The sequence below is a fragment of the Arthrobacter sp. MDT1-49-2 genome, from assembly GCF_059090185.1.
Window position 1 is genome coordinate 349,957 of record NZ_JBNHFK010000003.1, and the last position, 23,107, is coordinate 373,063.

A 23,107-nucleotide genomic window follows, 5' to 3' on the forward strand; every position below is an offset into this window, starting at 1 on the left:
TCAGCCGAAAACAATCAGTAGGCTGATTAAAACCAACCTAGTCCACCAGCCTCTCCATCCTAGCGCGGCGCGGCATCATCCCGGTGCAGATTGCCCTCGACGTGACCAACTCGTAACTTTTTGCCCACTTATCCCTGCAGGAAGTCAAGGGCGGCGGTCTTGAAGGCCCGTGACGTGACGGCATTGGCGTGCGTTCGGGCGGGGAGCGTGAGTATCTGCGCCTGCCCGCTCAATGCAGCCAGCTCGGGCGCCGTGGCAGCAAGGTCGTCCCGCTCACCGGCCACGAGCAGCAGCGGCATTCCGGGCACAGCGGCCGCCGGGGAGAAGGGCTCCTCCTTGATGGCCTCGACCATCCGGAAGAGCGCGGCCAGGTTGTTCTGCGGCACGAGCTGCGCCATCCGGAGCAGTTCGGCGGTACGCGGGTCCGCCACCGGTGCCCCGCCTGCGGCAGCCTCCCGGGCGGCGTCGAGGTCGAACTCCGCCAGCGGGTCACCGCTGCCGGGTCCGCCCAGCACCATCCGGTGCACCAGTTCCGGCTGCGTCGCCCCGAACTCCCAGGCCAGCCGGGAGCCCAGGGAATAACCCACCACGTCCAGGCCGCTGGCCGGGTCGCCGTCGGCCAGTGGCCGTACGCCGGCGTCCTGAACCACCTGCAGCAGGTCCGCCCGGATGCGGCTGGGCCGGTAGGCATCCAGGTCCGCCGGTGCGGCACTGGCACCGTGGCCGGGCAGATCCACCGTAATAACCTGCCGGCCGGCCGTAACCAAGGCATTGACCCAGCCGGAATTGTGCCAGTTCAGCTGCGAATCGGAGGCAAATCCATGCAGCAGCAGGACCGGACGCCGGGCGCCTGCCCCCGCGCCGGCGTCGCCCGCAAAGATCCGGACCTCCAGCCGCGGATCGGTGCCTTCCACCAGTGAACCGTAACCGGACACCGGCTAGTCCTCGTCCGGCACAGCGGTCAGCCGGACCCGGCGCCTGGCCGGGGCCTCCTGCGGCACGGTGCCCACAATCCCGGCGGTGTTCTCCGGAACCTCGAAGACAATCAACGGCTCGCCCACGTTGATCTTCTCCCCGGAGTCACCGTAGATGCGAGCGACCTTTCCGGCCTGCGGGGACGGCAGCTCCACGGCAGACTTGGTGGTTTCCACCTCGACCAGCGGCTGGTTGCGCTCCACCTGGTCGCCTTCGGCTACCAGCCACTCCAGCACGGTGGCCTCGATCAGGCCTTCACCAAGGTCGGGAAGGGGGAAGGAAATTTCAGCCACGCCGGTACTCCAATACTCGCTGGATCCCGAACAGGATGCGGTCGATGTTCGGGATGTATTCGTCTTCAAGGTCTCCTGACGGATACGGTACGTCGAACCCGGTGACCCGCCCAACCGGGGCGCGCAGGGTGTCGAAGCAGTGTTCGGTGATCAGGGCGGCCACCTCGGCGCCCAGACCGGAGGTAAGCGGCGCCTCGTGGACGACGACGGCGCGCCGGGTCCGGCCGACCGACTCGGCCATCGCGGCGGCGTCGATCGGCTTCAGCCAGCGCAGGTCCAGAACCTCCACCTCAATGCCGTCCTCGGCGGCCAGCTCGGCCACCTGCAGGCAGCGGGCCACCATGGCGCCCCACGCCACCAGAGTGACGTGCTTGCCGGAGCGGACCACCTTGGCGCCTTCCACCGGGCCGGCGTCGTCCAGCGCTACATCGCCCTTCTGCCAGTACCGGGACTTCGGTTCCATGAAGATGACCGGGTCCGGAACGGCCACGGAATGCTTCAGCAGGTGGTACGCCTCGTGCGGGCTCGACGGGGAGACGACCTTCAGCCCCGGAACATGGGCGAAGAGGGCTTCCAGTGACTCACCGTGGTGCTCGGGGGCGCGGATGCCGCCGAAGCTGGGTACCCGCAGTGTGACCGGCATGGGCAGGGTGCCGCGGCTGCGGTAGTTCATCCGGGCCAGCTGCGTGATGATCTGGTTGATCGCCGGATAGGCGAAACCGTCGAACTGTACTTCGGGAATCGGGCGGAAACCGGCCATGGCCAAACCCACGGACATGCCCAGGATGCCGGATTCGGCCAGCGGGGTGTCCATCACCCGGTCGGCGCCGAAACGCTGCTGCAGCCCGTCAGTGATGCGGAAGACCCCGCCCAGCCGGCCCACGTCTTCACCCAGGACCAGTGTCTTGGGATCTTCGGCCAGGATCTCGGCCAGGGCACGGTTGAGCGCCTGCTGCATGGAAAGCTGCTGCACCTCGCCGGTGCCGGAAGGAGCCGGCAGCGTGTCCGCAGACTGGCGGGTGGCGGCGGTGTCTTCGGTGTTGCGGGCCGCTTCCGCCAGGTCGGAGGAGGCCGTTGCCTCGGTGAGCTGCTCAGACATGTTCGGATTCCTCCCGCCAGGCACGTGCCTGGGCCTTGAGTGCTTCGGTGGGTTCGGCATAGACGTAATCGAACATCTCCCGCCCCGGACGCGGCTCCAGTGCGGAGACGCCCTCGCGGATCCGGTCCGCGTTGTCCCGGGCGTCCTGCAGGGCGGCGTCAAGGAATCCGCGGTCCGCCACGCCGTCGGCCAGCAGCCGGTCCGCCAGCAGCTGGACGGGATCGGAGCCGGCATCGCGGCGTTCCTCATCCAGGCTGCGGTAGCGTCCGGGGTCGTCACTGGTGGAGTGCGGGCCGCGGCGGTAGGTCATGGCTTCGATCAGCACCGGACCGAGTCCCGCGCGGGCATGCGCCGCCGCCTCGCGGGTGGCCTGTACGACGGCGGGGGCGTCGTTGCCGTCCACGGTGATGGCACGCATGCCATACCCGGCAGCGCGGGCAGCAACGGTGCCTCCGGCCACCTGCGCCTCGGTGGGGAGCGAAATGGCCCAGCCGTTGTTCTGGACGAAGAAGATCACCGGGGCCTTCAGCACGCCGGCAAAGTTCATGGCCTCATGGACATCGCCCTGCGAACTGGCACCGTCCCCGAAATAGGTCAGTGCCACGCCGCCCGTCCCGCCGGCCAGGGTCTGGCCGTGGGCCCACCCCACGGCGTGCAGCACCGAGCCGCCGACCACGGCCTGGATCGGGGCAAATCCGGTGCGCACCGGATCGTAGAGCCCGCCGTGCCAGCTGGCCTTGTGGGTGGACATGTACTCCGTCATGTCCACGCCCAGGGCCAGTGCCGCGCCCATTTCCCGGTAGGTGGGGAACACGAAGTCGCGTTTCGGGTCCATGGCGAAGGCGCTGCCCACCTGGGCGGCTTCCTGGCCCAGGGCGGGTGCATAGCCGGGAATGATCCCCTGACGCTGCCAGGCCACGGCGGCGAGATCCAGTTGACGTGCGGCGGTGACCAGGCGGTACAGCCTGCGCAGTTCCTCCGGCGTCAGCGGCGCCGGGTCCAGAGAGTTGTCCATACGGGCAATCTAGTGGCTTGCATCACGCTGGGCAATTCGCCCGGAATTGGCTGAACATTCTGTACAAACGTTCCATTGCCTCCGGCCTTTGCCTAGACAATCTGCTCGCACATGGGATTGCGGGGTGCCGTTATTCGATTTCGGGAAGGGGCTGGAATCCGGCCGGTATCCGCGTATGGTTTCCAAACATCCATCCCCTTGAGTCAGGAGCCGGACATGTCAGGTAAATCTCCGCAGGGATCGAGTTCGAAAAAGCACGGCAAGGCACTGAAGGAAAAGCGCGCCGAGAAGCGGGCGAAGAGTGCGGTTGAGGCAGAGTTCCTGCCGAAGCGGCGCAAGACCCGGTAGGGAGCATGCCCCGGCGTTTCGGCGGCGGGCCGGCCTAGTCTGCCGGGCCCGCCGTCCGGGACGGGTCGCTGGTCCGGCGGGCGGCCCGGCGGTCGAACAGCCAGGCCAGAAGGACAAGGGCGCCGGTCAGTCCGGCGGTGGCCACCAGCTGCACACGGACGGCCGGGTCAAAGAAGCCGAGCACCACAATGCCGGCCAGCAGTGCCAGGGCAAAGTAGGAGAGCCAGGGGAAAGCCCACATCTTGAAGCTCAGTTCCACTCCGGCGGCATCGGCCCGGCGGCGCAGGATGATCTGCGAAACGATTGAAATCCCCCACACCACCAGGCAGGTGGAGCCCACCAGGTTCAGCAGGATCATCAGTACGGTGTCCGGGTAGAGGTAGTTCAGCACCACGGCCATGAACCCGAAGGCAACCGAGGCCAGGACGGCACGGCGGGGTACTCCGCTGCTGCCCAGCTTCGCCAGGGCGGCCGGTGCGCGCCCGCGGTCACCGAGAGAGTAGATCATCCGTGAGGCGCCGTAGAGGTTCGCATTCATGGCCGAGAGCAGGGCAATGACAATCACCACGGACATCACGGTGTCAGCTCCCGGCACCTGGGCAGCATGCAGTACGGCCACAAAGGGGCCGGTGTTCAGGGCTTCGTTGTCCCAGGGCAGCACGGTGACCATCACCAGGACCGAACCGATGTAGAAGACCAGAATCCGCCAGATCACCGAGGTGATGGCTCCCGCGATGGATTTGGACGGTTCCTCGGTGTCCGCGGCTGCGATGGTGACGATTTCGGTACCCCCGAACGCAAACACCACGAGCAACAGGCCTGCGGCCACCCCCGTAATGCCGTTGGGCATGAATCCGCCGTTGTTGAAGAGGTTGTCCACCCCGGGGGAGTCGACGCCGGGAAGCCAGCCGGCAATGAAGGCAGCTCCCACCGCCAGGAAGATGATGATCGCCGCCACCTTGAGGATGGCAAACCAGTACTCGAACTCGCCCAGGCTGGCGGCCCCGGCCAGATTGACGGCGGTGAAAATGACAATGAAGGCCAGCGCGAGAACCCATTGCTCGACGCCGGGAATCAGGGATGTGACAATCGCGGCGGCTGCCGTGGCCTCTGCCGCAATGACAATTACTATCTGGATCCACCAGAGCCAGCCGACCGTTGTCCCGGCGGTGCGGCCGAGGGCCTTTTCCGCATAGACGGAAAATGCTCCGCTGCTGGGATCGGCGGCAGCCATCTCGCCCATCATGCGCATCACCAGGATCACCATGGTTCCGGCAACGAGGAAGGAAATCAGCACGGCCGGTCCTGCTGCGGCGATGCCCGCTCCAGAGCCGACGAAGAGTCCCGTGCCGATGGCGCTGCCCAGGCTCATCAGCACCAGGTGCCGCGGCTGCATTTTCCGTGTCCCGGACGGCTTCGCGGCCGAAGCAGGCGTATCGGTGCGGGACGGAAGGGTGGAACCAGGCATAAAAGGTAAAGGCCTTAGAACGTTGGGGCGGCTGCCGGGTGCATCTGCTGAACCGGCAACAGGGGGCTGGCGGGAATGTACACCGGATTCCATCTTAGGACCGGTTTGTGTCCACCCATGTCCGGTTGTGACCCGCGCTGGCTTTACAATTTGTACACTGACGTACGTTCTACCCGGCTGCACACTTTTCCTAGCAAAGGACCCCATGCCCACCGACGCGCTGGACGCCCGCATTGTCACGCTCTTTACCGACAACCCCCGGATGTCGGTGCTTGAGGCATCCCGCCGGCTGGAGGTGGCCCGTGCCACCGTGCAGGCCCGGCTGGACAGAATGCAGCAAACCGGTGTGATTGCCGGCTGGGGCCCGCGGATCGATGCCGAAGCGCTCGGATATGACGTGGTGGCGTACTGTTCCCTGACCATCCGGCAGGATACCGGCCATGATGCGGTGGTCCAGGCGCTGTCCCGGATTCCCGAGATCCAGGAAGTGCATACCGTATCCGGAGAAAGTGATCTTCTGGCACGGGTGGCGGCACGGTCCAACTCGGACCTGCAGCGGGTCATAGACGCGATCGTGGCCACGAATACCGTGCTGCGCACGTCCTCGGTGATTGTGCTCAACACGCATTTTGAGGGCCGGATGCTGCCGCTGCTGAACGCGGCGGCCGTACCTGAGTCCTGAGGTTGATGCCCGCCCCTGAGGCTGCTGCCCCCGCCCTGAGGTTGCTGCAGAATCCGGAATCACCTGCCGGGGCACACGGCCCGGGCCAACCCTCCCGGGCACGCCGGGGTGTCGCGGCACCCGAATGCTGCACTGTGATGAAAGCCATCTTTCGGCTCGCATGAGTTACAGTCATTCTGACTTTTACTAATGCCCCGGAAAGGGGAGCCGTGTATTCCCCCTACGCCAACGTGTCCGAACGTGAACTGGCACCGCCCTCCCTGGCTATCTCCACCGTCATTTTCGCCCTGCGCCGGGACCGGGACACCGGGCGTTCGGAGCTCTGGCTTCCGCTCGTCCGGCGGATCCGGGAACCCTACAAGGGCCGGTGGGCACTTCCGGGCGGGCCGCTGGCCGCCCGTGAATCCCTGCAGGACGCCGCGGCCCGGAACCTGGCCGAGACCACCGGACTTACACCCCGCTACCTGGAGCAGCTTTATGCCTTCGGAGGTCCGGAGCGCTCACCGTCGCCCCGGGTTGTCTCGATTGTGTACTGGGCGCTGGTCCAGCCGGACGAGGCCGCCCTCGCCCGGGAAAGCGACAACGTGCGCTGGTTCCGTGCCGATGCCGTTGGCGAGCTGGCCTTTGACCACAACACCATCGTGGAATATGCCCTGTGGCGGCTGCGCAACAAAACCGAGTACGGCCAGGCGGCCTACGCGTTCCTGGGGGAACTGTTCACCCTGGCGCAGCTGCGGGAAGTCTACGAGGCGGTTCTGGGGCGCGAACTCGACCCGGCGAATTTCCGCCGCCAGCTGCGGGCAACCCCGCAGATCTCCGCGACCGAGCACTACCTCGCCGGCGGCAGGCACCGCCCGCCGCGTCTCTACCGCTACACCCCGGACCCGGAGACGGCGCCCGGCCCGGTTCCCTCAACACCGCAACGGAGCACCGAATGAGCATGGACACAGAACTCCCCGGCGCCAGCGTGGCAACGGCCATCCGGCTGATCAGCCGCAACGAGGCGGCCGCTGCGTCCTCAACGTGCGGGCCCGGGCTGGCTTCGCCGCCATGGGCGTTCGACGGCGCCGCCCTCCCTCACTACGGTCCGGGGGCCTCAGCGGCTGATCCGGCTCCGGCGGCAACACCGCGCCAGGGTGCGCTGCCCCCGGAATACCTTGAGGCAACGGATCAGGAACTGGAGGACCGGATCTCTGCGGCCAAAGCCGTGCTGGGGGACCGCGTGGTGGTCCTGGGGCACTTCTACCAGCGTGATGAAGTGGTACGCCACGCGGATTTCGTGGGCGATTCCTTCCAGCTCGCCCAAGCTGCCGCGTCCCGCCCCGACGCCGAAGCCATCGTGTTCTGCGGCGTGCACTTTATGGCCGAAACCGCGGACCTGCTCTCCGGTCCGGAGCAGGCAGTGCTCTTGCCCAACCTGGCGGCGGGCTGCTCCATGGCGGACATGGCGGACATCGACTCGGTGGAAGAATGCTGGGAGCAGCTGGAAGCCGTCTTCAGCGGGCAGGAAACCGCGGGAACAGCCCCCGTCATTCCGGTGACGTACATGAACTCCTCGGCGGCCCTGAAGGCATTCTGCGGCCGGAACGGCGGCATCGTCTGCACCTCCTCCAACGCTGCGGCTGTTTTGGCCTGGGCCTTCGAGCGCGGGCAGCGGGTGCTGTTTTTCCCGGACCAGCATCTGGGCCGCAATACCGCCAAGGCCATGGGCATCCCGCTCGAGGCCATGCCCATGTGGAATCCCCGCCTGCCGCTGGGCGGGAACACGGAAGAACAACTGAGGAACTCAAGGGTCCTGCTCTGGAACGGCTTCTGCTCGGTGCACAAGCGCTTCACCACGGACCAGATTGCCGCGGCACGCCGGGAGTTCCCCGGGGTGCGGGTGATCGTGCATCCGGAATGCCCCATGCCCGTGGTGGACGCAGCGGACGAGTCCGGTTCCACTGACTACATCCGCAAGGCCATCGAAGCCGCCGCACCGGGAAGCACCTTTGCCGTGGGCACGGAGATCAACATGGTCCGCCGGCTCGCCGCCGCCCATCCCGAGCACACCATCTTTTGCCTTGACCCGGTGATCTGCCCCTGCTCCACCATGTACAGGATCCATCCCGGGTACCTGGCCTGGGTGCTGGAGGGCCTGGTCCGCGGCGAGCTGCATAACCGCATCACTGTGCCGGACGACGTCGCCGTCCCCGCCCGCATCGCCCTGGAGCGGATGCTGGCGGTCCGTCCATGACCCTCCCCCTGGCGGTGGTGGGCAGCGGTGTGGCCGGGCTCTACACCGCACTGTGTGCCGCGCGCGCCGGACTGGATGTCTGCCTGGTGACCAAGGGCGGGCTGCTCAGCGGCGCCACCCCTCATGCACAGGGCGGGATTGCAGCGGTGCTGCGCGGCCCGGATTCGATCCGCCTGCATATCCGGGACACCCTGGATGCCGGTGCCGGGGCGAACAATCCGGACGCCGTGGCCGCGCTGTGCACCGAGGCGGCCGGACACATTGCCGAACTGGTCCGGCTCGGGGTGGTCTTTGATCCCGACCCCGGACTGGAGGGAGGGCACAGTGCCCGGCGGGTTCTGCATGTGAACGGGGACGCCACCGGGGCCGGGATCGCCTCGGCGCTGACGGATGCCGTGCGTGCCGAGCCGAAGATCAGCATCCGCGAACATACCTTTGCCGCGGAGATCGTGCTGGCACACGGCCGGGTTGCCGGGCTTCAGGTGCTGGATTCCGCCGGCCGGACCGGCATTCTGCCGGCCACGGCTCTGGTGCTGGCCACCGGCGGCGCGGGGGAGCTCTACGCACAGACCACCAATCCCGCCTCGGCTACCGGCGACGGCGTGGCGCTCGCCGCCCGCGCGGGCGCAGCACTGGCGGATCTGGAGTTCTTCCAATTCCATCCCACCGCGTTGGACGTCCCCGGCCATCCGCTGGTGTCCGAGGCGGTGCGCGGCGAGGGAGCGGTGCTTCGGGACGCTGCCGGAAACCGGTTCCTCGCCGGCCCCGGCTCTGTCGCGGGCTCCGGTACGGTCACCGGCTTCCGCTTCGACCCCGTCACCGCTTCCGAGCTTTCCGGCCGGGACGTGGTGGCCCGCGGTATTGCGGTCCATCTGCGCGAGACGGGAGCGCGCAGCGTCTTCCTGGATGCCACCGGCATCCGGCACCGGCACGGCCCGGGATACCTGGTCCGGCGTTTCCCGGCGCTGACCGCGCTGACCGCAGCGCACGGCTATGCCTGGGAAGACGACCCCGTTCCGGTGGTACCGGCGGCTCACTACTGGATGGGCGGTATCCGTACGGACCTTGCCGGGCGCACCACGGTTCCCGGGCTCTATGCCGTGGGGGAGAACGCCTGCACCGGCGTGCACGGCGCGAACCGGCTTGCCTCCAACTCACTGCTGGAAGGCCTGGTCTTCGGGGCGCGCACGGCCGCCGCTGTCCGGGCCGGCCGGGACTGGCCGGCGTCAGGGGACGTGAGGCACGGAATGGCCGTGGCGCAGGGTCCCGCTGGCCGGCTTCCCGTGGCGCCGGGTCCTGAACCCCGGCGTTCAGCGGCGCTGGGTCCAGGGGCCCAGCGTTCCGCGGTGCCGGAGGAGGGCGGGCAGGAAGCGGTTACGCGGGACGGACTGCAGGCGCTGATGTCCGCCTCCGCCGGGGTGCTGCGCGATGCCACGGGCCTGGCCGCTGCCGCCCGGCAGCTGCAGTCCTGGCTGCCGCCGGCAGGGGGCTCCGTGCCGGAGCGGGAAACCGCCAACCTGCTGACCTGTGCCCGGCTGCTGGTGGGTGCTGCGCTGCAGCGGTACGGCTCACTCGGCGCGCATTACCGAACGGACAGCCCGCATACCCCCGCCGAACCGCACAGAACGGACGTACGAGTATGACCACCATTGCGATCCCTGCCGCGGATCCAGCCGCCGTCGAACGCATCGTGGCCGCGGCCCTGGAGGAAGACGCGCCGTGGGGAGACCTGACCAGCACGGCATTGATACCGGCCGGTGCGCACAGCACGGCCCAGCTGACCGCCCGGGAGGCCGGGGTGTTCTGCGGCCGCCAGGTCCTTGAAACAGCCTTCCGGCTCACCTCGGCGGAAACCAGTGTCACGCTCCGGATACAGGACGGCGAGGTGTTCGGCGCCGGGGACGTCCTGGCGGAGATCAGCGGCCCGTCGCGCGCCATCCTGAGTGCCGAACGGGTGGCACTGAACCTCATCCAGCGGCTGAGTGGAATTGCCACGGTGACGGCAGCGTTCGTGGCGGAAACCCGCGGAACATCGGCGCGGATCATCGATACCCGAAAAACCACCCCGGGGCTGCGGATCCTGGAACGCCATGCCGTCCGCTGCGGGGGCGGGTTCAACCACCGGTTCTCCCTTTCGGACGCCGTGATGGCCAAGGACAACCATCTGGCTCTGCTCGGCAGCGGTGAGGAGTTGTCCCGGGCCCTGGCGCAGGCCCGCTCGCAGCTCCCGCACACCGTGCATTTCGAGGTGGAGGTGGACCGCCTGGACCAGATCGAGGCGGTGCTGGCCGGGGGAGCGGACACGGTCCTGCTGGATAACTTCACGCCCCCGCAGCTGCGCCGCGCCGTCGGGATGATCGGCGGCCGCGCATTGACCGAAGCCAGCGGCAATGTCCGGCTCGACACCGTTGCCGCCATTGCCGCCACCGGAGTGGACCTGATCTCCGCCGGGGCCCTCACCCACAGTGTCCGGGCGCTGGACCTTGGCCTGGACATGGCGGCCGCCCGGTGATCTACCTCGATGCCGCCGCCACCGTGCCGGTGCGCTCCGAAATCCTGGAGCTGATCAGACCCCTGCAGACCACGGAGTTCGGCAATCCCTCCAGCCGCCACCTTCGCGGTACCGGCGCGGCCGCGGCCTTGGACTATGCGCGGACCACGGCCGCCGCAGCACTGGGGTGCAGGCCGGGGGACATCGTTTTTACCTCCGGCGGAACCGAAGCCGACAACCTGGCGGTCAAGGGGCTGGCCCTGGCCGCACCCCGCGGACGCCATCTGGTGTCCAGCCAGGTGGAACACCCCGCCGTGCTGGAATCCCTGCGCTACCTGGAACGGTCCCACGGGTTCCGGCTGACGCTCCTGCCCGTGGACGGCACGGGACGGGTGGACCCGGAGGCCGCCGCTGCGGCACTGACACCGGACACCACCCTGTGCAGCCTGATGTACGCCAACAATGAGGTGGGAACCGTACAGCCCGTGACCGAGGTGGCGCGTGCCTGCAGGTCCCTGGGCGTACCGTTTCACACCGATGCTGTGCAGGCGGCAGGGTGGCTGCCGGTGCAGGTGAAGGACCTCGGCGTTGACGCCATGAGCATTTCCGGACATAAACTCGGTGCCCCCGCCGGCTGCGGTCTCCTGTATGTCCGGGGCGCGCTGCCGCTGGAGCCGCTGCTGCACGGCGGCGGACAGGAACGCGGGAAACGGTCGGGAACGGAAAACCTCGCCGGTGCCGTCGCCGTCGCCGCTGCACTGGCGCTCGCCGTCGCCGAACAGGAGGACGCCGCCCGCCGCACCGCGCAGCTACGCGACCGCTTCATCAGGGAGGTACTCGCCGGAGTGCCGGGCGCACTGCTCACCGGCCCGGCCGTGCGGCGGCTGCCCGGACATGCATCCTTCTGCTTTCCCGGCACGGCAGGAGAGGCGGTGCTGCTGGAGGTGGAGCGCCGCGGACTGCTGTGCTCCTCCGGCTCTGCCTGCGCTGCGGGATCCGATGAGCCGTCGCCGGTGCTTACCGCCATGGGACTGGACCGGGAAACCGCGCAGACGGCCGTGCGCTTTACCCTCTCCCGGCACACCACGGCTGCAGAGATGGGACACGCAGCCCGCGCAGTCATCGAAGCGGTGGCAGCTGTGCAGGGCAGAGGCGGGGAGAGGGCCAGGCAGTCCGCCGTCGTAATGTAGCCGCAGGTTCGCGTCCGCATCATGAGCTGCGCCACACCGCCGCTACACTCGGCCCATGCACAGCACCATTGAACCGCAGGCCGGTTCCGCCGCGCCTGCGCCGTCGGCACTGAGGACCGGCAGGGACGCTGCTCCGAAACTGGCCCGGCTCCTGACCTATCGCACCGTTTCCTCCCGTATCCCTGAGGAGGTGGAGACGGACCAGTTTGACGCCTTTATCGCCACCCTGCCCGAACTCTTCCCCAGGGTGGCGGCCGAACTGCAGCTGGAACGGGTCAACGGGTACGGGCTGCTCTACCGCTGGTCGGGCGGCGGTGCGGGGGAAGGTGATGCCGGTGACTCCCGCGGACCCGCGGTGCTGATGGCCCACTATGACGTGGTCCCCGTGGAGGACCCGGCTGCCTGGGAGCATCCGCCGTTCGCGGGCACCATCACCGACACCTCCATCTGCGGCCGCGGGGCACTTGATGACAAGGGCGCCCTGGCCGCTGTCCTCGAGGCTGCCGAACAGCTGCTGGCGGAAGGCTTCACCCCGGAACGGGACATCTACTTCTCCTTCGGCAACAACGAGGAAACCGCCGGCGACACCGCAGCCGCGGCCGCAGCCCTGCTCGCGGAGCGCGGTGTCAGGCCCTGGCTGGTACTGGACGAAGGGGGCGCCGTGGCCTCCGGTGCCTTTCCCTTCGTCTCTGCTCCCCTCGCCGTGGTGGGCGTTGCCGAAAAGGGGATCCTCGACGTCGAACTGGCCACTGAGGATGCCGGCGGACACGCCTCCACACCCAACCGGATGGGCGCCACCGCGCGCCTTGCCCGGGCGATCCTCCGGTTGGACCGCCGTCCCTTCCCGGCCGCGCTGCCGGAGGTGACCGTGGAAATGGTGGAACGGCTTTCCGCTGCCGCCCCGATGCTTCCCCGTCTGGTGCTGGGGAACGTGCGCCGGCTCCGCCGTCCGCTGACCCGGGTTTTCGGACTGCTCGGCGGGGAACCCAATGCCATGACCCGGACCACCGTGGCGGTTACCCAACTGCGCGGCAGCAAGGGCTCCAATGTCCTGGCCACCCGCGCCACCGCCAACGCCAATATCCGCGTAGCCGTGGGGGAGAGCGTGGCCTCCACGCTCACCCGGCTGCGTGCTGTCATCCGGGACCCCAAAGTGTCCCTGCGTGTGGTGGAAGGCAACGAGCCCTCGCCGGTTTCGGCCACCACCAACGCCCAGTTCGCGCTGCTGGAAGAGACCATCCGCGGGACGTTCCCGGATGCCGTCCCGGTGCCGTACATCATGCTCGGCGGGACCGACGCACGCCGCTTCACCGCCATCTGCGATGCGGTCTACCGGTTTGCCCCGTTCCGGATGAGCGCAGCGGACCGCGCCAGCATTCACTCCGACAACGAAAAACTGGGCATTGAAACCTTCGGCGAGGGCATCCTGTTCTACCGCGCCCTGATGGGCGGCCTCTGATGACGGCCGTGCCGGCGGCGGGGCTGCGGATGCTCGGCCCGGTGGTGGGATTCCTGGTGTTGGTGGAACTGACCAGCGGCATCCTGCAGGGCTACTACACGCCCATGCTCACCGACATCGCCCGGCACCTGGGGATCGACGACGGCGACGTGAACTGGTTCGAATCCGCGCAGCTGATGCTCAGTGCCCTTGCGGTGCCCATCCTGGCCAAGCTGGGGGACATTTACGGGCACAAGCGCATCCTGCTCGTCTCCACGGTCCTGACGGCCGCCGCGTCCTGGGGCGTGGCTTTCGCACCCGGGTTCTGGACGTTCCTCGCGGCCTGGTCCCTGCAGGGTTTCTATGTGGTCTGGCTGCCCATGGAAATTGCGCTGATTTTCAGCCGGCTGCGCCACGTCCCGAACCGGGCCGTGCTGACCCGTAAAGCGGCGGGCCTGCTGGTGGGAGCCCTGGAGCTGGGCGTGATCGGCGGGGCGCTGCTGGGCGGCGTGCTGGTGGAACGGCTCGAGGGGATGCTGTGGCTGACGCTGTCCTTCCCCGCACTGGCCGTGACCCTGTGCATTTTCGCGGTGCACTTCGGGGTGCCGGAATCCGATGCACTGGACGGAGGCACGGTGGACCGGACGGGATTCGTGCTGCTGGCCGTCGGACTGCTCACCCTGACCTCGGGGCTGACGTTCCTGCGGATCAACGGACCCGGCACCTGGTGGGCCTGGGCCGTGCTCGCCGGCGGACTCCTGGCGTTCATTCCCTTTGTCCGCTACGAACTCGGCCGCAAGGACCCGCTGATTGACTTCGCCATGCTGCGCCGCCCGTCCATGTGGCCAGTCCAGCTGACCGCCGGCCTGTTCGGCATCTCGGTGCTGGGCGCGCAGGCCCCCATGTCCACCTTTGCCCGCACCGACCCGGCACGGCACGGCTACGGGCTGGGGCTGGAAGCCTCCCAGGTGTCCATCATCATCGGCAGCTACGTGCTGGCCCTGCTGGTGGGTGCGCTGCTGTTTCCGGTCGCTGCCCGGCGCACCACCCCGCGCAACACACTGGTGGGGGCGGCACTGCTGGTCGGCATCGGATACGCCATGTTCCTGCCCTTCCACGACACACTGCCGCAGGCCCTGGCCAACATGGTGGTGGCCGGACTCGGCTCCGGTGCGCTGGTGGCGGCGCTTCCATCGGCGGCGGCAGCTGCCGCTCCGCTGAACCGCACCGGAATGGCTACCGGGCTTACCAACACCACCAAGACCATTGGCGGGTCCTTTGCCTCGGCCGTGTTCGGCATTGCCCTGGCCAGCACCGCCGCCGACGCCCTCGCCGGCGGAACCGCAGGAACGGCCGCGCCGTTGGAGGGCTACCTGACGGTGTGGACCGTGTGCTCGGTAACGGCGCTGGTGGCGGCGGCCGTGCTGCTGCTGGTGCCGCGGCTGGCATTCGCCGATCCGCCGCTGGGTGCGCAGGAGAGCACGGTCTAGTCCGGGGCAGGGCGGTCGGCGCGGGACGGCCGTCCTGCGCCGGGACTAATCCGTGAGGCTGGCCAGCACCTTGTCCGTGAGTTCCTTCAGCGTGGCCAGCTCGTCCCGGTCCAGCGCCGGTGTCAGCAGGTCATGGATGCCGCGCACGTGGATCCGGCCCAGGCGTTTCTGCAGCGCGCGGCCCTCATCCGTCAGGGACAGCTCGACGCCGCGCTGGTCCTGCTCCGCGGGCCGGCGCTGCACCAGGCCGCGCGCCTCGAGGCGGTCCACCATCCGGCTGAGGCTGGGCTGGCTGATCAACAGGTGCTCATTGAGCTCGTTCAGCCGGGTCCAGCCGGACGGGCAGCGGGTCAGATTGAACAGCACATCGTATTCCCGCATGGTCAGGTCCTTGAACTCCGCGTCCTTCTGCAATCGGCGCATAACGCCCACCTGTACGCGGAAAAGGGATTCCCACGCTTCGGCTGCCTGCTTGGGGGTGGCGGTGTTCGAGGAGTCCATGGTTCCAGCCTACTGAACCGCAGGGGCAGGTGCGGGCACCGCGTCCCCGGCGTTACGCGCAGCGTCGCGTGCGGCTACCCGGGCAGCATGAGTCGGGCCGTCCGGCACGTCCGCGGGGCGGCGGGCATCAAATTCCTTCCGCAGTTCGGGAAGGACATACTCTCCGAAGAGGTCCAGCTGCTCCAACACGGTCTTGAGCGGCAGGCCGGCATGGTCAATCAGGAAGAGCTGGCGCTGGTAGTCGCCGAAGTACTCCTGGAAGCTCAGGGTCTTCTCCAGCACCTCCTGAGGGCTGCCCACGGTCAGCGGGGTCTGCGCCGTGAAGTCCTCCATGCTGGGCCCGTGGCCGTACACCGGGGCGTTGTCGAAGTAGGGGCGGAATTCATTGACCGCGTCCTGGGAGTTCTTCCGCATAAAGAACTGCCCGCCCAGCCCCACTACGGCCTGGTCGGCCCGGCCGTGGCCGTAGTGCTCGTACCGTTCCCGGTAGAGCCCGATCAGCTGCATGTAGTGCTCCTTCGGCCAGAAGATGTTGTTGGCGAAGAACCCGTCGCCGAAGTATGCGGCAATTTCTGCCACCTGCGGCGTACGGATGGAGCCGTGCCAGACAAAGGGGGCGACGCCGTCGAGCGGGCGGGGTGTGGAGGTGAAGTTGTGCAGCGGGGTGCGGAACTTCCCCTGCCAGTTCACTGTCTCGTTGTCCCAGAGCTGGCGGAGCAGGTTGTAGTTCTCCACCGTCAGTTCCACCGAGTCCTGCGGGTCCTTGCCGAACCATGGGTAGACCGGGGCGGTGTTGCCGCGGCCCAGGACCAGGTCCACGCGGCCGTCGGCCACGTGCTGGAGCATGGCGAAGTCCTCGGCGATCTTCACCGGGTCATTGGTGGTGATCAGCGTGGTGGTGGTGGAGAGGATGATCCGCTCGGTCTGCGCGGCAATGTAGCCCAGCAGGGTGGTGGGGGAGCTGGCGTAGAAGGGCGGGTTGTGGTGCTCGCCGGTGGCATAGACATCCATGCCGATTTCCTCGACCTTTTTGGCGATGGCCACGGCGGCCTTGATCCGCTCGCCCTCGGTGGGGATGCGCCCGGTGACGGGATCCCGGGTGATGTCGCTGACGCTGAAGACGCCGATCTGCATGGTGGCCTCCGATGGTGGAATGGTCCTTAAAGTATATGCATATGCATAGACTTATGTTCCAACCGGAACCGGCCCCGGTTCATTCCCGGAGCCGGTTCCGCAGCCGGCAGCCTAGGCGTCCGCCGCTGTGGCAGGGACCTGCTCCCTGCGCTGCGCCCGCTTTTCCCGGGACCCTTCCACCAAGCGGTACAGCACGGGCACCAGGATCAGCGTCAGGGCCGTGGAGGAGATCAGCCCGCCGATCACCACCACTGCCAGCGGCCGGGAGATAAAGCCGCCTTCCCCGGTGATGCCGAGCGCCATGGGCGTCAGGGCAAAGACGGTGGCCAGCGCCGTCATCAGGATGGGACGCAGACGCTGGCGGGCGCCGCGGAAAATGGCGTCCTCCACGTTCATGCCGGGCTCGTTGTCCCTCGGACGGCGGTACTGGTTGATCAGGTCCATCAGCACAATGGCGTTGGTCACCACAATGCCCACCAGCATCAGCATGCCCACCAGGGACGGCAGGCCCAGCGGGATGCCGCTGATGAGCAGCAGCAGGATCGCGCCGGTGGCCGCAAACGGAATGGAGACCAGCAGGATCAGGGGCTGCAGGAGGGACTTGAAGGTGGCCACCATGATCACGTACACAATGGCGATGGCTGCCAGCAGGGCAAGTCCCAGCTGGGTGAAGGATTCGTTCTGCTGGGTCGCGGCACCGCTGAGTTCGGCGGTGACACTGGCCGGCAGGTCGACGTCGGCCAGCTTGGCCTGGACTTCGGTGATGGTGGCGCCCAGGTTGTCGCCCTCCGGAGAGACCGAAACGATGGCCGTGCGTTCGCCGCCTGAGGAGGAGACCGACGTCGGCACCGAGACCTCCTCCACGGTGGCCAGCTCGCTCAGCGGCACGGAGCCGGCGCCGGCCGGTACCGAGATGCTGCTGAGCTGTTCCAGGGACGTGATGGGCGTGCCCTCACCGATCAGCACGGGCAGGTCATCGGTGCCCAGCCGGACCGATCCGGCCGGAAGCGGACTGATGGTGGAGGCGACCAGGCCGGCGATCTGCTGCTCGTTCAGCCCGGCTTCCACGGCCTTGGCCCGGTCAATGGTCACCTGTACCACCGGCTGGGACGAGGAGAGGTTGCTGCTGGCCTGGGCGACGCCGGGAAGCTCGGACATGGCTGCCACCAGGGCGTCACTGGCTGGCTGCAGTTCGGCGGGGTCCCCGGCGGAGAGATTGATGTCCACGGTGTTCGATGTACCGAAACCGCCGCCGGTGCTGCCCAGGGTGACATCGCCGGCGTCGTCGAGGTCCTCTACGGCGGCGCGGACAGCGTCCCGCAGGGCGACCTGGTCCTCGCCTTCCTCAGTGATAACCGTGAAGTTGGCTACCGCAGACCCGCCGGCGGTGAAGGCTGCGAGACCGGAGGTGGAGGTGCCCATGGTGACCTGGACGTCCTTGACGCCGGGGACGTCGGACAACGCTTCCTCGACCTGTTCGGCGGCTTCGGACGTGCGTTCCAGCGAGGTCCCTGCCGGGAGTTCCTGCCGCACGCTGAAGGTGTTCTGTCCCGTGTCGCCTAGCAGGTTTGTCGGCAGCAGGGGTGTCATGGCGGCGGTGGCCAGAAGGATGATCAGCCCGGCGACCACCGTGTACACGGGGTGGCGCTGCGTGCCGCGCAGGATGGGCAGGTAGCCGCGCTGCAGGAGGCTCCGGGTTTCCTTCTCCTCGGCTTCGGCACGGTAGGCCTCCGGATCCGCCACCGGCGGAGAGGACTTCAGGAACCAGTACGCCAGCACCGGCACAATGGTCAGCGACACCAGCAGCGAGGCCAGCAGGGCAAGGGAGGTGGTGACGGCGAAGGGCCGGAACAGTTCCCCGGCGAGGCCGCCCACAAAGGCGATGGGTGCAAACACGGCCACCGTGGTGAGGGTGGAGGCAGTGACGGCGCCGGCCACTTCGCGCACGGCCGTGAGGATGGCGGTGCGTTTGTCCTCGCCGTAGCCCAGATGCCGCTTGATGTTTTCAATGACGACAATCGAGTCATCCACCACCCGGCCGATGGCAATGGTCAGCGCGCCGAGGGTGAGGATGTTCAGGGAGTAGCCGAAGGCCAGCAGCCCGATAAAGGTCACCAGCAGGGACAGCGGAATGGAGACGGCGGTGACCAGGGTGGAACGGACCGAGAGCAGGAAGACCAGGATCACCAGGACGGCGAAGCCCAGTCCCAGCAGGCCCTCGGTGGTGAGGTCGGAAATGGATTTTTCGATGAAGGGCGCCTGGTCAAAGATCACGGTGAATTTTGCACCGTTGCCCAGCTCGTCCTGGAGGGAAGGCAGCAGGTCCGTAACCTCATGTGAGATGCCGACGGTATCCCCGGCCGGGGTCTTCGTGATGGAGACAGCCAGGGTGGCCTGGCCGTTGGTGCGCGTGATGGACGTGGCTTCGTCCTCCGTGATATCCACGGAGGCGACGTCGCCGATGGTCACCGGCGTGCCGGCGTCGGAGGAGGATTCAATCGGCAGGGCGGAGATCTTCTCCAGGCTGTCCAGCGGTGCGCCCACCTGGATGGAGAGCGTCCGGCTTTCCTCATCCACTGTGCCTGCCGGGAGCAGGGCGCCGCTGTTTTCCAGGGCATCGACAATGGCCGACGGCGTGGCACCTGCGGCGGCCAGTGCTGCAGGGTCGGGGAGGATGGCCACATGCCGGGTTGATCCGCCGGTCACCTCGGCGGTGCGCACGCCTTCGATTTTCTGCAGGCGGGGAACGGTCAGTCGCTGCAGATCGGCATTCAGTTCTGCCAGCGGCTCGTCCGAGGAAACCGCCAGGTAAACGATAGGAAAGTCGCTGATGCTGCCTGCGAGGGACTGGGGGTTGGTGTCCTCCGGCAGCAGCTGCCGGGCATTGGAGATGGCCCGGTCCACCTGGCCGCGCGCCCGGTCCAGGTCGGTGCCGTAGGCAAAGGTGAGGGCGATCGTCGAAATTCCGGAACGCGACGTGGCCGAGGAGGATTCGAGTCCCTCCACCGCCGTCAGGGCACCTTCGAGGGGTTCACTGACCTGGGCGTCCACCACTTCGGGTGAGGCTCCGGGCAGGGCCGTGATGACGCTGATCTGCGGAAACTCCAGCGAAGGGATCAGTTCCTGCTTGAGCGAGCTCATGGAGATCACCCCGAAGACGGCTACAAACACCGTGATCAGGGCAATGAGCGCCCTGTTGGAGAGGGACAGCTTGGCCAGACGATCCATGTTTCTGCCTTAGGGAAGGGCGGTGCGCAACGGAAAGACGCCGGAAACCGGCGATATAACTGCTTCGCGGCGCAGACCCGCCGGGCTGGCAGATCTGCGCCGCGTAAAACGGTAAGCCGGGTCAGTCGGGACTAGGACAGGCCCAGGACACGGCTGGTATCGGCTTCAATCTCTTCAGCCAGGCGTTCGTTTTCATTCAGCTTCACGCCGTAGCCGGGGATCATTTCCTTGATCTTCGGCTCCCAGCCGTCAAACTGCCGGGGGAAGGCCCGCTTGAGCAGATTGATCATGATGGGCGGCGCCGTGGAAGCACCCGGTGAAGCACCCAGCAGGGCGCCGATGGAGCCGTCGGCGGCGGTGATCAGTTCGGTACCGAACTGCAGCACACCACCCTTCTTCGGGTCCTTCTTGATGACCTGGACGCGCTGGCCGGCGGTGATGAGGTCCCAGCCCTCCGTCTGTGCCTGCGGCATGAATTCCTGCAGGGCAGCGGTCTTGCCTTCGCGGGTCTTCATGACCTCGGTGACCAGGTACTTGACCAGGCTCATGTTGTCCTTGGCCACGGCCAGCATGGGCACCAGGTTGGACGGACGGACCGAGAGGGGCAGGTCCAGGAGGGAACCGGTCTTCAGGAACTTCGGGGAGAAGCCGCCGTACGGTCCGAACAGCAGGGAGCGCTTGCCGTTGACGAACCGGGTATCCAGGTGCGGCACGGACATGGGTGGGGCGCCGACGGAAGCCTGGCCGTAGACCTTGGCATTGTGGCGGGAAATGATGGATTCGTCAGTGGCCCGCAGGAACTGGCCGGAGACGGGGAAGCCGCCGAAGCCCTTGCCTTCGGGGATGCCGGAGGCCTGCAGCAGGTGCAGGGCTCCGCCGCCGCCGCCGATGAACACGAACTTGGCGGACACGGTGCTGGTAGCCCCGGTAGCCCGGTCCTTGACCTTCACGTCCCAGCCGCCGGTGGAGGAACGGGTGACGTTGCCGACCTCGTGGCCGAAGTTCAGGTGCACGCCGTTGGCACCCATGTAGTTGGTCAGCTGCCGGGTCAGGTTCCCGAAGTCGACGTCGGTTCCGCCGGTCACGCGGGAAGCGGCGACCCGCTGTCCGGGGTCGCGGCCTTCCATGATGAGCGGAGCCCATTCGGCCAGCTTGGCCGGATCCTCCGAGAACTCCATGGTCTTGAACAACGGCTGGGCACTCAGGGATTCGTGCCGGCGGCGCAGGTACTCCGAATGCGCATCGCCCCAGACAAAGCTCATGTGCGGCAGCGGGTTGATGAAGTCATTGCCAATATGGCCTTCGGAGACCAGATGCGACCAGAACTGGCGGGAGACCTGGAACTGCTCGTTGATTCCCACCGCCTTGGCCGGGTCCACGGAGCCGTCGGCTGCAGCCGGGCTGTAGTTCAGTTCGCAGAGGGCGGCATGGCCGGTTCCCGCATTGTTCCAGGGGTCGGAGCTTTCCAGCCCCGCGCGATCGAGGCGCTCGTAGAGGGAGATGTCCCAGTCCGGAGCCAGCTGCTTCAGGAACGCACCGAGGGTAGCGCTCATGATGCCTCCGCCGATCAGCAGTACATCAGTTTTCGTTGCGGAATTCTCCGCCGGGCTATTAGCAGTCAACTTCTTCTCCAGTCGCGTGGGCGCTAGCCATAGAAGCGTATCCCCGAGCGGGTGCCTTCCTAAAATTATCGCAGCACAAATACCGCTTTTGGAGGGCGGCGGGAACTGCTATTCCAAGCCGGGGTCAGCGGTCCGTGAGGCTGACCCGGTTAAAGACCTCATGCAGGACCGGGCTGGTGGGGTAGGAGGAAACCCGCGGGGACAGGGCCAGCGCGGAAATCGGGAAGGCCAGCGGCACGGCCGGAACACGCTGGGAAATGCGGTCGGAAACGGCGTGGTACGCGTCCGTCTGGTCCTGGCCTTCCGGAAGGCGGGCGGCCTTTTCAATGCCGGTAAAGACCTCGGGATCGTTAAAGGAGAACTCTTCTGTGTAGCGGCCGAACAGGGTGCCGAGGAAATTGTCTCCGCCCTCGTAGCTGCCGGCGAGTCCCAGCAGATGGAACGCACGGTCCTCTTTGCCCTGCACCTTTTCCAGGTATCCCTCGGACCAGTCCACGGGCACCGGACGGATGTTGAATCCGGCGGCGGTGAGTTGGGCGCTGAGCCGGGCGTAGACCTTCTCCGGTGCGGGCAGATAGCTGCGGGTGACCCGCCGCGGATAGTAGAACGGCAGTTCGCGGCCGTCGTAACCGGCCTCTTCGAGCAGTTCCTGGGCTTTCTCCGGATCATAGCCGTAGCCGGTGACCGAGTCGGAGGTGAGCCCCAGCTTTTCCGGCATGAACTGGTTGGCCGGCTTGGTGCCGTTGAGGAACAGCCCGTCCAGCACGGCGGGCTTGTCGATGGCATGAGCCACGGCCTGGCGCATAAGGACACTGTCCAGGCCGGGGAAGTTCTGGTTGATACCCAGATACAGGACGGAATACGGATCCCGCTGCTGAATCTGCTGCCCGTTACGTGCCAGGTCTCCGACGTCGTTGACGGTGACCAGGTCGTAGCCGTCCACTTCGCCCTTCTTCAGGGCGCGCAGCCGGCCCTCCGGGCTTGAAATGGTCCGGAAGACCACCGTGCCGATCTGTCCCTTTTCACCCCAGTACTGCGGGTAGGCGGCCAGTTCCACGGTGTCTTCGTTCCAGGCGACGAACCGGAAGGGGCCGGTACCCACGGGGTGGACGCCGTAGCCCGAGACCTTGCGGCCGTTGCGTTCCTGGGTCAGGGAGTCCGCTCCGGCGCCGGCCAGTGCCTTGGGGGAGGACATGGCGAAGGCGGGCGCGGCAAGCGCTGCGATGAAGCTCTCCATCGGAGTGTTGAGCTCCACCCGCACGGTGTATTCGTCCTCCACCTCGCAGCTCTTGTAAACGGCGGTGGCCGGCGTGTCCGAGTAGCCCCGGAACACGGACTTGTACATCAGGGAACCGCCGCTCCGCACTGATTCGGGCAGGTTGTACCAGCGTTCGAAGTTTTGCCGGACCGCTTCCGCGTTGAAGGGTTCCCCGTCATGGAACGTTACGTCGCGGCGCAACTCGAAGGTGTAGGTTTTGCGGTCCTCTGACTGGGTCCACCCGGTGGCCAGCAGAGGCGCCGGCGCCGAGGTCAGGGCATCAACGCCCACCAGGCCTTCCAGCACCTGGCGGCTGACCCGGAAGGATTCGGTATCTGAGGCAAGGGCGGGGTCCAGCGTTACCGGGCGGGCCGCCGTCGCAAACGTGAAGCGGGCCAGAGGGCCGTTCCCGCCGGTGGGTGACGGTCCGGCGGTCGGGTTGTCTCCGGCGGCTTCAGCGGTGCACCCGGCGAGCATCAATGCTGCGGCTGCCGCGCCGGCGCGGATGAGTGAACGGCGGGAAAGGAAGGGACGGTCCGGTCCGGGTGCGGGGTCTGCTGCGCCGGATTTTGCTGCGCCGGATCGGGTCACGGTGATACTCCTCCGGGACGCTCCATCCCTCTGTTTCGTGGATTTTCC

General features: G+C 67.2%; 19 protein-coding genes. 9 read left to right on the forward strand and 10 right to left on the reverse strand.

What is annotated here, in order from left to right; translation table 11 throughout:
- Positions 1 to 128: 128 nt before the first annotated feature.
- The 4 genes from AC5RTS_RS06515 to AC5RTS_RS06530 form a co-directional block, all read right to left on the reverse strand.
- Positions 129 to 935 (reverse strand): alpha/beta fold hydrolase, encoded by an 807-nt coding sequence (locus tag AC5RTS_RS06515; RefSeq protein ID WP_493991257.1) that lies wholly within the window; start codon positions 933 to 935, stop codon positions 129 to 131.
- 3 nt (positions 936 to 938) lie between these two features.
- Positions 939 to 1,268 carry a biotin/lipoyl-containing protein gene (locus tag AC5RTS_RS06520; protein ID WP_493991258.1) on the reverse strand — a complete coding sequence of 110 codons (330 nt, stop codon included), beginning with the start codon at positions 1,266 to 1,268 and terminating at the stop codon, positions 939 to 941.
- The gene (locus AC5RTS_RS06525) at positions 1,261 to 2,226 is read right to left on the reverse strand and encodes an alpha-ketoacid dehydrogenase subunit beta (protein WP_493991309.1); all 966 of its coding nucleotides are present in this window, start codon (positions 2,224 to 2,226) and stop codon (positions 1,261 to 1,263) included. The genes AC5RTS_RS06520 and AC5RTS_RS06525 overlap by 8 nt, the downstream gene beginning before the upstream one ends.
- Positions 2,227 to 2,359: 133 nt before the next feature.
- Positions 2,360 to 3,382, reverse strand: coding sequence for a thiamine pyrophosphate-dependent enzyme (locus AC5RTS_RS06530; RefSeq protein ID WP_493991259.1), 1,023 nt, complete (start codon positions 3,380 to 3,382; stop codon positions 2,360 to 2,362).
- 216 nt (positions 3,383 to 3,598) lie between these two features.
- Here AC5RTS_RS06530 and AC5RTS_RS06535 point away from each other — a divergent pair, with 216 nt between their 5' ends.
- Complete coding sequence (locus tag AC5RTS_RS06535) at positions 3,599 to 3,730, forward strand: hypothetical protein (RefSeq protein WP_493991260.1); 132 nt, start codon at positions 3,599 to 3,601, stop codon at positions 3,728 to 3,730.
- A gap of 34 nt (positions 3,731 to 3,764) precedes the next feature.
- On the opposite strand, the gene AC5RTS_RS06540 is transcribed toward AC5RTS_RS06535, so the two are convergent.
- The gene (locus AC5RTS_RS06540; RefSeq protein WP_493991261.1) at positions 3,765 to 5,198 is read right to left on the reverse strand and encodes an amino acid permease; all 1,434 of its coding nucleotides are present in this window, start codon (positions 5,196 to 5,198) and stop codon (positions 3,765 to 3,767) included.
- Positions 5,199 to 5,403: 205 nt separating this feature from the next.
- Here AC5RTS_RS06540 and AC5RTS_RS06545 point away from each other — a divergent pair, with 205 nt between their 5' ends.
- The 8 genes from AC5RTS_RS06545 (at position 5,404) to AC5RTS_RS06580 (ending at position 14,725) form a co-directional block, all read left to right on the forward strand.
- A complete protein-coding gene (locus AC5RTS_RS06545; RefSeq protein ID WP_493991262.1) occupies positions 5,404 to 5,880 on the forward strand; it encodes an Lrp/AsnC family transcriptional regulator in 477 nt (158 codons plus the stop codon).
- Positions 5,881 to 6,089: 209 nt separating this feature from the next.
- The gene (locus AC5RTS_RS06550; RefSeq protein ID WP_493991263.1) at positions 6,090 to 6,818 is read left to right on the forward strand and encodes an NUDIX hydrolase; all 729 of its coding nucleotides are present in this window, start codon (positions 6,090 to 6,092) and stop codon (positions 6,816 to 6,818) included.
- On the forward strand, positions 6,815 to 8,116 hold the full coding sequence (nadA, locus tag AC5RTS_RS06555; RefSeq protein ID WP_493991264.1) for a quinolinate synthase NadA: 1,302 nt from the start codon (positions 6,815 to 6,817) through the stop codon (positions 8,114 to 8,116). The genes AC5RTS_RS06550 and nadA overlap by 4 nt, the downstream gene beginning before the upstream one ends.
- Entirely contained in the window at positions 8,113 to 9,759 is a 1,647-nt protein-coding gene (locus tag AC5RTS_RS06560; protein WP_493991265.1) for an L-aspartate oxidase, read from the forward strand. The genes nadA and AC5RTS_RS06560 overlap by 4 nt, the downstream gene beginning before the upstream one ends.
- Complete coding sequence (gene nadC, locus AC5RTS_RS06565) at positions 9,756 to 10,628, forward strand: carboxylating nicotinate-nucleotide diphosphorylase (RefSeq protein WP_493991266.1); 873 nt, start codon at positions 9,756 to 9,758, stop codon at positions 10,626 to 10,628. Before AC5RTS_RS06560 ends, nadC begins: the two co-directional genes overlap by 4 nt.
- Positions 10,625 to 11,797: a cysteine desulfurase family protein gene (locus tag AC5RTS_RS06570; protein ID WP_493991267.1), complete on the forward strand. Its 1,173-nt coding sequence runs from the start codon at positions 10,625 to 10,627 to the stop codon at positions 11,795 to 11,797. Before nadC ends, AC5RTS_RS06570 begins: the two co-directional genes overlap by 4 nt.
- Before the next feature lie 55 nt (positions 11,798 to 11,852).
- The gene (locus tag AC5RTS_RS06575; RefSeq protein WP_493991268.1) at positions 11,853 to 13,256 is read left to right on the forward strand and encodes a M20/M25/M40 family metallo-hydrolase; all 1,404 of its coding nucleotides are present in this window, start codon (positions 11,853 to 11,855) and stop codon (positions 13,254 to 13,256) included.
- Positions 13,256 to 14,725 (forward strand): MFS transporter, encoded by a 1,470-nt coding sequence (locus AC5RTS_RS06580; protein WP_493991269.1) that lies wholly within the window; start codon positions 13,256 to 13,258, stop codon positions 14,723 to 14,725. Before AC5RTS_RS06575 ends, AC5RTS_RS06580 begins: the two co-directional genes overlap by 1 nt.
- A 45-nt stretch (positions 14,726 to 14,770) precedes the next feature.
- Here AC5RTS_RS06580 and AC5RTS_RS06585 read toward each other — a convergent pair whose 3' ends face one another.
- The 5 genes from AC5RTS_RS06585 to AC5RTS_RS06605 all read right to left on the reverse strand — a co-directional run bounded on the left by AC5RTS_RS06585 (position 14,771) and on the right by AC5RTS_RS06605 (position 23,059).
- Entirely contained in the window at positions 14,771 to 15,226 is a 456-nt protein-coding gene (locus tag AC5RTS_RS06585) for a MarR family winged helix-turn-helix transcriptional regulator (RefSeq protein ID WP_493991270.1), read from the reverse strand.
- Between the two features lie 9 nt (positions 15,227 to 15,235).
- Positions 15,236 to 16,360 (reverse strand): CE1758 family FMN-dependent luciferase-like monooxygenase, encoded by a 1,125-nt coding sequence (locus tag AC5RTS_RS06590; RefSeq protein ID WP_493991271.1) that lies wholly within the window; start codon positions 16,358 to 16,360, stop codon positions 15,236 to 15,238.
- 111 nt (positions 16,361 to 16,471) lie between these two features.
- Positions 16,472 to 19,588, reverse strand: coding sequence for an efflux RND transporter permease subunit (locus AC5RTS_RS06595; RefSeq protein ID WP_493991272.1), 3,117 nt, complete (start codon positions 19,586 to 19,588; stop codon positions 16,472 to 16,474).
- Between the two features lie 131 nt (positions 19,589 to 19,719).
- Positions 19,720 to 21,210: a malate:quinone oxidoreductase gene (locus AC5RTS_RS06600; RefSeq protein ID WP_493991273.1), complete on the reverse strand. Its 1,491-nt coding sequence runs from the start codon at positions 21,208 to 21,210 to the stop codon at positions 19,720 to 19,722.
- A gap of 124 nt (positions 21,211 to 21,334) precedes the next feature.
- Complete coding sequence (locus tag AC5RTS_RS06605; RefSeq protein WP_493991274.1) at positions 21,335 to 23,059, reverse strand: ABC transporter substrate-binding protein; 1,725 nt, start codon at positions 23,057 to 23,059, stop codon at positions 21,335 to 21,337.
- Positions 23,060 to 23,107: the final 48 nt, after the last annotated feature.

What these genes read in the sequence shown, in the direction of transcription:
- AC5RTS_RS06525 (WP_493991309.1), bottom strand. Translation starts at nt 2,226, where the DNA reads ATGCAGCAGGCGCTCAACCGTGCCCTGGCCGAGATCCTGGCCGAAGAT.
- AC5RTS_RS06530 (WP_493991259.1), bottom strand. Translation starts at nt 3,382, where the DNA reads ATGGACAACTCTCTGGACCCGGCGCCGCTGACGCCGGAGGAACTGCGC.
- AC5RTS_RS06535 (WP_493991260.1), top strand. Translation starts at nt 3,599, where the DNA reads ATGTCAGGTAAATCTCCGCAGGGATCGAGTTCGAAAAAGCACGGCAAG.
- AC5RTS_RS06540 (WP_493991261.1), bottom strand. Translation starts at nt 5,198, where the DNA reads ATGCCTGGTTCCACCCTTCCGTCCCGCACCGATACGCCTGCTTCGGCC.
- AC5RTS_RS06545 (WP_493991262.1), top strand. Translation starts at nt 5,404, where the DNA reads ATGCCCACCGACGCGCTGGACGCCCGCATTGTCACGCTCTTTACCGAC.
- nadA (WP_493991264.1), top strand. Translation starts at nt 6,815, where the DNA reads ATGAGCATGGACACAGAACTCCCCGGCGCCAGCGTGGCAACGGCCATC.
- AC5RTS_RS06560 (WP_493991265.1), top strand. Translation starts at nt 8,113, where the DNA reads ATGACCCTCCCCCTGGCGGTGGTGGGCAGCGGTGTGGCCGGGCTCTAC.
- nadC (WP_493991266.1), top strand. Translation starts at nt 9,756, where the DNA reads ATGACCACCATTGCGATCCCTGCCGCGGATCCAGCCGCCGTCGAACGC.
- AC5RTS_RS06575 (WP_493991268.1), top strand. Translation starts at nt 11,853, where the DNA reads ATGCACAGCACCATTGAACCGCAGGCCGGTTCCGCCGCGCCTGCGCCG.
- AC5RTS_RS06580 (WP_493991269.1), top strand. Translation starts at nt 13,256, where the DNA reads ATGACGGCCGTGCCGGCGGCGGGGCTGCGGATGCTCGGCCCGGTGGTG.
- AC5RTS_RS06585 (WP_493991270.1), bottom strand. Translation starts at nt 15,226, where the DNA reads ATGGACTCCTCGAACACCGCCACCCCCAAGCAGGCAGCCGAAGCGTGG.
- AC5RTS_RS06590 (WP_493991271.1), bottom strand. Translation starts at nt 16,360, where the DNA reads ATGCAGATCGGCGTCTTCAGCGTCAGCGACATCACCCGGGATCCCGTC.
- AC5RTS_RS06595 (WP_493991272.1), bottom strand. Translation starts at nt 19,588, where the DNA reads ATGGATCGTCTGGCCAAGCTGTCCCTCTCCAACAGGGCGCTCATTGCC.